General features: G+C 57.6%; 9 protein-coding genes and 2 pseudogenes. 3 read left to right on the top strand and 8 right to left on the bottom strand.

The window, feature by feature from the left end; all coding sequences use genetic code 11:
* Both RAE07_RS01820 and RAE07_RS01815 read right to left on the bottom strand, forming a co-directional pair.
* A pseudogene (locus RAE07_RS01820) lies at window positions 1–485 on the bottom strand (helix-turn-helix domain-containing protein); the annotation flags it as partial.
* Between the two features lie 19 nt (window positions 486–504).
* Window positions 505–714 (bottom strand): annotated as a pseudogene (locus RAE07_RS01815) (helix-turn-helix domain-containing protein); the annotation flags it as partial.
* Between the two features lie 296 nt (window positions 715–1,010).
* On the opposite strand from RAE07_RS01815, the gene RAE07_RS01810 reads away from it, so the two are divergent.
* Entirely contained in the window at window positions 1,011–1,358 is a 348-nt protein-coding gene (locus tag RAE07_RS01810) for a hypothetical protein (RefSeq protein ID WP_317001205.1), read from the top strand.
* A 48-nt stretch (window positions 1,359–1,406) separates the two neighbouring features.
* A complete protein-coding gene (locus RAE07_RS01805; RefSeq protein ID WP_317001204.1) occupies window positions 1,407–1,805 on the top strand; it encodes a hypothetical protein in 399 nt (132 codons plus the stop codon).
* 188 nt (window positions 1,806–1,993) lie between these two features.
* On the opposite strand, the gene map is transcribed toward RAE07_RS01805, so the two are convergent.
* The 5 genes from map to dxr form a co-directional block, all read right to left on the bottom strand.
* The gene (map, locus tag RAE07_RS01800; protein WP_238799681.1) at window positions 1,994–2,863 is read right to left on the bottom strand and encodes a type I methionyl aminopeptidase; all 870 of its coding nucleotides are present in this window, start codon (window positions 2,861–2,863) and stop codon (window positions 1,994–1,996) included.
* Window positions 2,864–2,942: 79 nt separating this feature from the next.
* Window positions 2,943–4,796 carry a penicillin-binding transpeptidase domain-containing protein gene (locus RAE07_RS01795; protein ID WP_317001203.1) on the bottom strand — a complete coding sequence of 618 codons (1,854 nt, stop codon included), beginning with the start codon at window positions 4,794–4,796 and terminating at the stop codon, window positions 2,943–2,945.
* An 81-nt stretch (window positions 4,797–4,877) separates the two neighbouring features.
* A complete protein-coding gene (gene ispG / locus RAE07_RS01790; RefSeq protein ID WP_023021310.1) occupies window positions 4,878–6,041 on the bottom strand; it encodes a flavodoxin-dependent (E)-4-hydroxy-3-methylbut-2-enyl-diphosphate synthase in 1,164 nt (387 codons plus the stop codon).
* Window positions 6,042–6,147: 106 nt separating this feature from the next.
* Window positions 6,148–7,356 carry a M50 family metallopeptidase gene (locus tag RAE07_RS01785; protein ID WP_200288928.1) on the bottom strand — a complete coding sequence of 403 codons (1,209 nt, stop codon included), beginning with the start codon at window positions 7,354–7,356 and terminating at the stop codon, window positions 6,148–6,150.
* A 15-nt stretch (window positions 7,357–7,371) separates the two neighbouring features.
* Window positions 7,372–8,532: a 1-deoxy-D-xylulose-5-phosphate reductoisomerase gene (gene dxr / locus RAE07_RS01780; protein ID WP_200288927.1), complete on the bottom strand. Its 1,161-nt coding sequence runs from the start codon at window positions 8,530–8,532 to the stop codon at window positions 7,372–7,374.
* Between the two features lie 177 nt (window positions 8,533–8,709).
* Between dxr and RAE07_RS01775 the strand changes: the two genes are divergently transcribed.
* Window positions 8,710–9,171 (top strand): DUF2631 domain-containing protein, encoded by a 462-nt coding sequence (locus RAE07_RS01775; protein ID WP_023021307.1) that lies wholly within the window; start codon window positions 8,710–8,712, stop codon window positions 9,169–9,171.
* Between the two features lie 180 nt (window positions 9,172–9,351).
* On the opposite strand, the gene RAE07_RS01770 is transcribed toward RAE07_RS01775, so the two are convergent.
* The gene (locus RAE07_RS01770) at window positions 9,352–10,944 is read right to left on the bottom strand and encodes a hypothetical protein (RefSeq protein ID WP_200288926.1); all 1,593 of its coding nucleotides are present in this window, start codon (window positions 10,942–10,944) and stop codon (window positions 9,352–9,354) included.
* Between the last annotated feature and the right edge of the window lie 4 nt (window positions 10,945–10,948).

Below are 10,948 nucleotides of genomic sequence, written 5' to 3'. Positions count from 1 at the left end.
CCCAGTAATGCGCCCAGGTGACCACCTGCGGGCAAGGCAATCGACTACTACACCCCGAAGCGTTGGGCTTTCATCGAGCTTGCGTAGTTTTGGCCGCACCATCCGACCAGCAGTAGAAACAGCAGCGTTGTGGGCGTTATACCGCAGCTGCTCTGTGCCGTCCTCATCGACGATCTTCCAACCATTACGGGTGATTTCACGAGCGACGACACTGTGGTGCCTATTTATTTTCTGCGCGATGGCTCGTGCCGAATCACCGACACGACATCCCGCTTCAATAGCAACACGGTCTTCAACAGTAAGCCTGCGACCACGCCCTACTAAGGCGTGTTTGTCGAATACGCCGCTAGGAAATCCATCAACGGCTTGAGTTTTCATCGGTGCTGGCATAACAGAATCTTTACCCAGCTTCTTGCCTGTATCTGGCAAAGACACCACCGCCTCATCAGGCGTTCGACGATGTCGCTGCCGGCGTAACTTCGCATACCGCTGCTTCCTTATCCACCCATACACGGTAGAAGGATGCACACCGATAGCATCAGCCACTGTCTGACAGCTCTCACCAGCAAGCACTCGCTCCACGGCCTGGGCACGTTTATCAGGTGACAAGTGGGCGCGTCTAGGCCGCACTTCGATTACACCAGCTTTCTTTAACCTGCTGTGAAGCAAGCCAGTCGATATTCCAACAGTCTGTGCTGCTTGACTGATCGACATACCTGCACGCACCAACCCAACAGCCTCACGGACAAACGGATCACGCAAACGACTCGCACGCCTGCCTGGAGGTTCGACACCTCTTACCCTCAACCAACCGTAAACCGATTCGGGGCCTACACCCACATCACGCGCGACCAGGCTAACTGCCTCGCCTGCCACCACGCGCTCAACAGCAGCATCCTTAACATCCTTCGGAGTCCAACGCGTCACAACTACCTCCCGGTCGAAGTGGCGCATTCACCCCTTGACAGCACGTGGAAGCCTTGCAAGTACGACCTTTAAGGAATTTTGATATGCGTATCCGCAATGCAGCTATCGCTGGCGCAACCGCTCTCGCCGTTGCTTTCGCCGGCACCACCGTTGCCGTAGCAGCAGAGGGCCCCTCCTCCGCTGAGGCTACCCAGACCACCACCGCTAACGAGGGCCAGAGCTTCCCTAACAAGGTTGACCAGGACCTCCAGCTTGAAGGCGAGAAGCCAGCTGACGGCACCAAGCTCTTCGGCTCTTCCAAGGACTTCTCCGAGCAGCCGGTATGGGCTAAGGTTCTGTACTCCCTGACCATCCTGGGTGGCATCGGTGCAGTTCTGGGCGGCGTCATCGGACCAGTCGTCAACTTCATCAACCACGGCCCTTCCTTCTAAGCAACAGCCCTACGGCTTCATCAAAACTTCCGAAAGGTAAATTTCACAATGCGTAACTTCCGCACTGCAGCCGTTGCTGCTGCTACCGCTGCTACCGTCGCTTTCGGCGGCGTCGCTGTCGCTTCCGCTGAGGACACCACCAACGATCGTGCTTCCTTGGGCGAGAACCTGTCCTCCGTCATCAAGGACACCAAGGATGACAACGGCGAGTACGAGACATTGTCCTCCAAGATCGGTGCTAACGCTGACAAGGATCAGCAGGTAACCGGCCACGATCTTCTGGGCGAGAAGAAGGGCGACAACAACCCTCGCTGGGGCGAGATCTGGCGCGACGGCACCGTTGCTCTGGGCATCACCTCCGCAATCGGCGCCCTGATCGGTGCTTACAACTACGCCGTTTACAACGGCTACATCCCTCACGTTCTGGACCCAATCTTCCGCCGCTAATTATTAGCCACAGATTGGCTCTAGATAGCTAGGGCTTGCACGGGCCCCGTTCTTGGAACGGGGCCCGTTTGCTATGTGCAGCTACGTACTGGGGGCTGATGTCTTGCACGGGACGTCGGCAAGCAATACAAAAGGCCGCCACCACTTCCCTTCCTTGGGCTGTGGAGGCGGCCTTGGCTTTTTAGTCTCTAGTCTTCGTCTGGGATGGTAAGGATTTCGTTGCCGTCCTCGGTAATGACGAGGGTGTGCTCAAACTGGGCGGTGAACTTGCCGTCCGTGTTTTGGACGGTCCAGTCATCATCCCAGATCTCGTAATCCAGCGAGCCAAGATTAATCATCGGCTCGACGGTGAGCGTCATACCCGGCTCGAGGATATCGCGGTAGACGGTCGAGTCATGGTGCAAGACAACTAGGCCGTTGTGGAAAGTCGGGCCGACGCCGTGGCCGGTAAAGTCGCGCACGACGTTATAACCAAATCGCTTGGCATAAGACTCGATAACTCGACCGATGACGTTAATCTCACGGCCAGGCTTTGCAGCCTTAATGCCGCGCATCGTGGCCTCTTTCGTGCGCTCTACCAGCAGGCGGTGCTCCTCGGAGACATCGCCGGCAAGGAAGGTAGCGTTATTATCGCCGTGCACCCCGTTCTTATACGCGGTGATATCGATATTGACGATGTCACCATCTTCAATCACGGTGGTGTCTGGGATGCCGTGGCAGACAATCTCATTAAGGGATACGCAGCTGGACTTAGGGAAGCCACGGTACCCCAGCGTAGAAGGGTAAGCGCCGTGGTCACACATGTATTCGTGTGCCACGCGGTCTACATAATCAGTAGTTACACCCGGCTTAACGGCCTTTCCAGCCTCCTTGAGGGCGTTGGCCGCAATCTTGCAGGCCTCGCGCATCTTCTCAATGACCTCTGGGGACTGGACATAGGGCTCGCCAATGCCCTCTTGTACCTCATCCTTCCACACGTACTCTGGGCGCTCAATGCTTTCCGGAACGGTGAGGATCGGAGTGGGCTTGCCTGGCTTTAGCTTTCCTCGATTGCTCATGGTTTCCCATGGTAGTCCTCTCCACCGCAAAGGCGAGAGCCGGGGTCGGGAGCGCGACTATAGGGGTAGCGTGGCCGCGCTACCCCTCGGCCGGCGGCGCTGCACCTTCGTGCGGACCGGAGCGGTAGGCATCGACCTTCTGCAAGAAATTGCTGGTGATATTGACCGAGGCATCGGAGCCGCCACCCAAAACCACGAGGGTGGCAAAGGCAATATCATCTTCTTCCCGGTAGCCGGTAAACCAGGCGTGCGAGCCTTCATTGATTTCCGCCTCACCGGTCTTGCCATAAATGGTGCCGCCAGCAGCCATGCTGCGCGCGGTACCGCTGGTGACCACTTGGCGCATCATGGCACGGACATTGTCCAGCACGGGCTTGGGAATCTGCTGCGGTTTATCGGATGCTTTGGTCTTGTGCCCCTCGATAAGCGTCGGTGTAGGCGTCTTGCCGTTGGCAACCGTGGCAGAAACAAGGGCCATGCCAAAAGGACTTGCCAAGTCGTAGCCCTGACCATATCCGGATTCAGTGCGTTCCAATGGCTCCTTTCCGTCTGGAATAGAGCCAGTGATGGTCGTCAACCCGGGGATGTCGTACTCAACGCCGAAGCCGAATTTCTTGCCCATGTCCTTCAACTCACCAGGCTTGAGCTTGGTGGAGATATCCGCAAAGGTGGTGTTACAGGACTGCGCGAAGGCTTGGCTAAGCGGAACACTGCCCAAAGAAAAGGAATTGTAGTTGGTCACTACGCGGCCATAGATATCCATAGTGCCCGGGCACGGAACGATGGTATCGGTATTTAGGCCCTGTTTGTCCACGCCAGCCGCGGCGGTGAGAATTTTGAAAACAGAACCGGGTGGGTACTGGCCTTGGAGGGCGACGTCGCCGTCCTCATCAGCCTTCTCGGTTTGCGCTACGGCCAAAATATCGCCATTGGAAGGTCGGATGGCTACGAGCATTGCCTGCGAATCGGCACGCTCGTTTACCGCTTCTTGCGCGGCGCGCTGCACATCGTAATCGAGACCAACCTTGATCGATGGCGCAGCATTGGGATCATGCTTTTCGACGTCCGAGAGTGCCGCACCATTTTCATTGACCACGGAAATGGACCAGCCAGTTTGACCATCGACCTCGTCTTGGACCGCAGAACGCACGCGCGACATGAGATCGGGCGCAAGACCGCGGTCGCGGGTAACCAAGGCTGGCTCCTCGTTGAGGCGCACACCGTCCATGCCTTCCACCTTGGGACGCACAGCCTTGGCTTGGTCTTCTGTGAACATAGTTACGGAGAAAGAACCATCCGCATCCTCCAATTTCTTGGCCAAATCCTTGGCATCAATCTCTGCAATTGAATCATCCTGGCGATGGGCAGCTGCCAACGCACCGCTAATCTTTGCTGCGGTAGGGCGCACATCCTCCAAGGAACTGGTATCTACCACCAGCCGGTAGTTCAGCCCTGGGCTCATCAATTCCACTCCATTGGAAGAGACCACGCTGGCACGCTTTGCCTCCAATGCGCGCAGTTCCAAGTGCTGGTTTGCGCCCAAGTCTGGGTGGATAAGGCTCGGCTTCCAGCGCACCGTCCACTCATCCTCGGTCTTAGTAAGCGTCATCTGCGCGTCATAGCTCAAGGTGCGATCCTTGGGCAGATCCCAGGTGACCTTGTAGTTCGCCGTAGCGAGGTTCTCGTCTTGGTCGACACCTTCTAGCTCAATGTCGAGCCCCTCGGCCTGCAGGCCGGAGTAGGTGGCGTCCAGGGCAGCGGTGGCGTCAGAGGGGGAATCGGTAAGCGCGGCCAAACCGTCGTTATTGCGAGATTCCATCCCTTCGAGGAATTCCTCCGCCACCGGTTCTGCAGATACCGGCTTCGGGGTACAAGCAACCACGCTGGTGGAAGCGAGCGTGATAGTTGCAACCAGCGCGACCAACTTCTTCATGTCTTGGCACTCTAGCAGCGCAAGAGCTTAAAAAGACTGCCCCACACCGAAGTGCGGGGCAGTCTACTTAATGTGGGTGGATTACTGGGTTACGCGAACCTCAGCCTTAGCGCCTTCCACGGCCTCCATGCCCTGCTCATCGGCAATGCGCATGGCTTCTTCAATGAGGGTTTCCACAATCTTGTCTTCCGGCACGGTGCGAACGACCTCACCCTTGACAAAGATCTGACCCTTACCATTGCCGGAAGCAACGCCGAGGTCAGCATCGCGTGCCTCGCCCGGACCGTTGACAACGCAACCCATAACGGCAACGCGCAGCGGGAACTCCATGCCCTCCAACCCAGCGGTAACTTCCTCTGCCAGCTTGTAGACGTCCACCTGAGCGCGGCCGCAGGAAGGGCAGGACACGATCTCCAACTTGCGCGGGCGCAAATTGAGCGACTGCAAGATCTGGTCGCCTACCTTGATCTCCTCTACTGGCGGCGCGGACAAGGACACGCGAATGGTATCGCCAATGCCCTCTGCCAGTAGCGCGCCGAAGGCAACCGAGGACTTGATGGTTCCCATGAACTTCGGGCCTGCCTCGGTCACACCCAAGTGCAACGGATAGTCAGTCTTTTCCGCCAGCTGGCGGTACGCCTCCACCATCAGGACAGGGTCGGAGTGCTTGACGGAAATAGCGATATCGCCGTAGCCGTGCTCCTCAAACAGGCCAGCTTCCCAAATGGCGGACTCGACGAGTGCCTCCGGGGTGGCTTTGCCGTACTTTTCCAGCAGGCGCTTATCCAAAGAACCACCATTAACGCCGATGCGGATAGGAATGCCGGCGTCGCCTGCAGCCTTGGCGACTTCTTTCACGCGGCCGTCGAACTCGCGGATATTGCCCGGGTTAACACGGATGGCGGCACAGCCGGCATCGATGGCTTGGAAGATGTACTTAGGCTGGAAGTGGATATCCGCAATCACCGGGATGGGCGACTTCTTAGCAATGGCCGGAAGTGCTTCCGCATCGATGGGCTTAGGACAAGCCACACGCACGATATCGCAGCCGGAAGCGGTCAGCTGCGCAATCTGCTGCAGTGTGCCATTGATGTCGTGCGTCTTCGTATTGGTCATCGACTGCACCGAAATTGGTGAGTCAGAGCCGACACCGACCGGGCCCACCTGCAACTGCCGAGTCTTACGGCGCGGGTGCAGTACTGGTGGCGGGCCGTCTGGGATTCCTAGACCGATGGGGGTCGACATGAATTCTCCTTGTTGAAGCACAGAAATTTATAAGGTGGGTGATTAACGCCCCCACTCTAGCACTGCTTGCTTTATGCCTGAAGTGCGCGCTGTGGGGACACGGCTGCTAACCAAATAGCCGGATAGGGTTAACTACATCGGCGACGATAACGATGACGCCGACGCCCATCAGCAGTGCGGCCATCACATAGGTCACCGGCATCAACTTGGTGTAATCGGCCGGGCCCAAGGCCGGCTTGCCCGCGAGCTTGCGGATGCCATCGCGCAGCTTTTCATAGATGATGACGGCGATATGCCCGCCGTCGAAAGGCGGCAGCGGAACTAGGTTAAATAGAGCGAGGAAGAAGTTCAGCGTTGCCAGCATCATAAAGAACATCGACCACAGGGAACGCTCCGCCAATTCGCCGCCCACACGGGAAGCGCCGACAACGGACATCGGGCCGTCAGCTTCGCGTTCGTGACCAAAGATGGAGGCCACCACGCCCGGCACCTTGCCAGGAAATTGCTTGAGGCCATCTACCGTTGCTTCCAACGAGTAGGTACTAAACCGCCACGTTGCTGGTAGCGCGTCAACAGGGCCGTGCTTTTCGACGACGTCGATAAGCTGATTGCTCAACCCGATAGAGCCGGCATCTATAAGTTCTCCGTCCTTATTGAGCCGCTTAACGGTATCCAGGTGGACTGGGATGTCTTTATCTTTTCCATCGCGCTCAACTGTCAGCGTGATGGTGTCACCAGGACGCTGCATTACCTCATCGCGCAGCTGGGTAAAAGAGTCTATCTTCTGGCCCTCGAAGGCGACGATGATATCGCCCTCCCGCACACCGGCCTTTCCGGCGGGGCCTGGACCCGTACACTTTTCCAGCTCTTGGTTCGGCTTCTGATTGGCCGAGCAGGTCACCTCGCCTACGCGGGGGCGCACATCGGCATCCGGGTTGGGCAGGCCAGCCGTCATCGCGACAAAATAGAGAATGACAAAGCCCAAAATCAGGTTGACGACAATACCGCCGGCCATCACAATAATGCGCTGCCACCATGGCTTTTTATACATGGCGTGGGGTTCTTCGTCCTCGGTGAGGAATTCATCCTGGGCAGTCATTCCGGCGATATCGCAAAAGCCGCCCACAGGGAAGGCCGCCAGCCCGTATTCAGTGTGCCCCTTCCGGAAGGAAAATACGCGCGGACCAAAACCGATAAAGTAGCGGCGCACGCGCATACCAAAGGCACGCGCGCTAAGCATATGGCCTGCTTCATGCAGCGCTACGGTAAGCCCGATGCCAAGGGCGAAAAACACAATGCCCAGCAAATTTGCCATGGTGTGAAAAGCTTTCTAATCAGCCAGCGAATCAATCAGCGCGTTCGCGCGCCTGCGCGCCTCGCCTTCTACTGCGAGGATTTCATCGAGGCTAGAGACTACACCAGCAAACTCAGAAGCGGAATCAAGGACCTTGCCCACTACGTCCACGATTTCTGGAAAATGGATACGCCTGGATAAAAATGCGGCCGCCGCTTCCTCATTGGCCGCGTTATAAATGACCCCCGTTCCCTCGGCCGCGGCGCGCCGGGCGAGATCGACGGCGGGAAAGGCGGCATCGTCAAGCGGCTCAAAGCGCCACTCATGCGCCTGCGCAAAATCTAAGGAAGGCTGCGCACCCGGCACGCGGTGCGGCCAATTCAGCGCCAGCGAAATCGGCAGCTTCATCGACGGCGGCGAAACTTGGGCGATGGTGCAGCCATCTTTGAAAGTAGCCATAGAGTGAATAATGGACTGTGGATGCACGGTGACATCGATACGCTCAGGGTCGATGTCAAAGAGCAGCGTCGCCTCAATGAGCTCCAGACCTTTATTCATGAGCGTTGCTGAATTGAGGGTATTCATCTGGCCCATAGACCAGGTCGGGTGCTGGGCCGCCTGCTCTGGGGTCACGTCCCACATCTCTTCGCGCGACCAACCACGGAAGGGACCGCCTGAGGCGGTAAGAACAAGCTTATCCAGCTCCCCTTCCTCGCCGGCGCGCAGACACTGCGCCATGGCGGAATGTTCCGAATCGACGGGAATGATTTGACCAGGGCGCGCGGCCTGGGTGACGAGCGTGCCACCGGCGACGAGGGATTCCTTATTGGCCAAGGCCAAGTACTCCCCCATCTCCAGCGTCGCTAGAGTGGCTTTAAGGCCGAGGGATCCCACTAGAGCATTGAGCACAGTATCGGCCGGAGTCGAACGCACTAGGTTCTCTGCAGCATCGGCGCCACTTAATACCGAACCGCCTAAGGCAGCGGAAACCTCGGCAGCAGCATCCTCTTTAGCCACTGCAACGTGGTCAAACGAAAGGTTGAGGCGACGAGCCTGTTCAATGATGAGCTGCGGGTTGGAGCCGCCCGCCGCGATTCCCACTACCTCGAATTTATCGGGATTATCCGCAATAACTTCCAGAGCCTGCGTGCCGATTGAACCGGTGGAACCAAGAATGAGTATTCGCTGTGTAGTCACCCTTCCACCCTAGCGCCCATCACCACGGGGCGGGCATGGCAGGTAACCAGTACTGCGGCGGGGGTGTTTAATCGCCATCTAAGGCGCGATGATTTAGAATGTGTAGCAGACAAATGGCATTGGTGTGCCCGCACGCCCATCGCGCAGACGGGCATACGCAGAAGCGAAGGAGAGCAAGTGTCTTCCCACAAGCCGGTACCGCAGGTATATGACGGTGTTTCTACTGAGGACGTCCCATCCGCAGGATTCGGTTGGTCCCGCATCAGCCGCTCGGGCGTGCAGATCGCCGGTTGGATTTCCGTTCTCTTCTTGATCGCCTACCACTTTGGTAATCACAAGGGCCACGTTGAGACTGTCTGGCTCGTCGTACTGACTGTCCTGCTGGTAATCGGCCTGCTCATTCATGCTTTCCAGCCTAAGCTGCACCAGGTGCGCACCGTGACCGCCCGCAACCAGCCGGTGGGCCACCAGGAGCCAGACTGGGTCTACGACCAAAAGACCAACACCGGTGTGTACGCCGAGCTGAGCGATTCCCAGCTGCGCGCGCTGAATATCGAGCCTTCCCGCGTTTCTCACCTGCGCGTTGAGCCAGGCACTAACAACGCCACCCCGGTTTCCTCCAGCAAGCACGCGCTCTAAGCTTTCAGCACACTTTAGCTACCGCCGCCCTTCCCCGCGAAGGTCGGCGGTTTCTTTTTGCCTCCGCTTGCCGACGCCTCTCCCCTTACTCAGCGCTCACTCTGCTGGGTGCTGCCCTGCCCACACCCACCCTTAGCAAGAGCGCGGTGTGGGCGATACTTGCTAAGAAGCGCCCGAGTTTTAAGACACCCAGTGGCCCACCTTGGCGTAGATCTCGGGCAGGGTGTTATCGACGCGCTTGCCACTGACCCGCAGTGCGAGGACATAACACGCAACAGGCACGGCTATGACGAGTACAAACCCCAGCGCGACCAGCACCATGTTCGAGCCGTAGCCGATAGCCATTGGGATGACGCCTGGGATGATGGGCGTCCAGCCAATAAACAAACTCAAAATAGCGCTTAAGAAGGCGCTAGCCGAGTAGCCGGATTTATCCGCCCACATATTCCCGCCAGGCCGCGCGGTGGCAAAGGGATTAAAGGTGGTGAGCAGCAATGACAATCCGGCGGAAGAAATGAAGATTCCCAGGGCAGCAACCACCAAACAGGCAGTGAGAGCTTTATCCGCACTTAGCGCAAAAAGCAGCATCGCCGTGAGCACAACAATTATGGCTGAAAGCACCACGTGCGCCCAGTGCCGCGCGTAGAGCAGCGTGCGCGGACGAACTGGGGCGGCCATCTTTACCCACAGGCTTGGACCGTCATAACCAAAATCATTGGTGGCGACGATTCCGCCTATCAGCCCGAGGAATAACAAACCTACTGAAGATAAATCGGAGTCAGTAGCAAAGCCCTGGATAATCAAGACGACTGCCAGAATTGGCTGCATGATAATGCTGCCAATAAGGCGGGAGTCACGGAAAATATAGCGCAGCGAGCGCGTAAATTCCATGGCAGCAGGGCTGCTATAGGAAAAGGAACCAAGGGAAAAGCGGCTTATCCCCTTGGACTTCTCACGGTGATTGCGTGCCGACGGGGAAACCGTACGGTGCTCGAATTGCCGCCGCAGCAATTGATGCCACGCCCACACAGCTACGCCCAGCGTTACTACGGCGATGAGAAATTGTGCGCAGGCTTCCACCATTTCGCCCTGAGCAAGCGCAAGCGCCCAACCCACCGGTGCTCCAACAGGCGTCCACGCTAATCCTTCACCTACCGTTCCCAAAGGGAAGTCAGAGCCCGCGAGGGAAGAAAGTTTAGTCGAGCCGAAGATAAGCACGAACACCGCCACCGAGCCCAAGGCCTTAAGCTTCGTGGAACTAAGCTCCGCGACAGTTGACCCGACATGAACCGCAAGATCCACCAGCACCAGCGTCAGTACAAGGGCGAAAAGCATTCCTAGACAGAAAGGCAAGATGAACAATGCCTTCCCGTTTGCCGCCAGGATCACGCTTCCGGCCACCGCATAAGCAATGGACAGCAAGACTGAGACCGGGGCACGCAGATTAAGCACCGAGGCGATAGCGAGTGCCGGTGTGATGTCTTTCAGCCGCAGCGGAAACGCGGAAAGCTCGCGGGCAGATAGCTGGTTCTCTCCGCTGGGCATGATGAGGGTGATAACGATGAAAGCCAGCGTGCCAAGACCAGGGGCCACGGTTAAGGCTTGCACGTTCCCAGTTCCGGTGGAAATATCTGCCGCAGCAAGAGCGGCGAGCGATGCTAGCCCGATGAGTCCATAGAGCAAAAGGCAGATCGGGATCATAACCGCTGCAGCATTCGCTTTAAGGCTTCGCACCCATAGTGTGCGGTGCAGCTTGAGAAGCGTCGAAGTCATTGCG

The organism is Corynebacterium nasorum, from assembly GCF_032821635.1.
Taxonomy (GTDB): domain Bacteria; phylum Actinomycetota; class Actinomycetes; order Mycobacteriales; family Mycobacteriaceae; genus Corynebacterium; species Corynebacterium kefirresidentii.
Note: the sequence above shows the minus strand (reverse complement) of the source record. Positions and strands in the feature narration are given on the sequence as shown.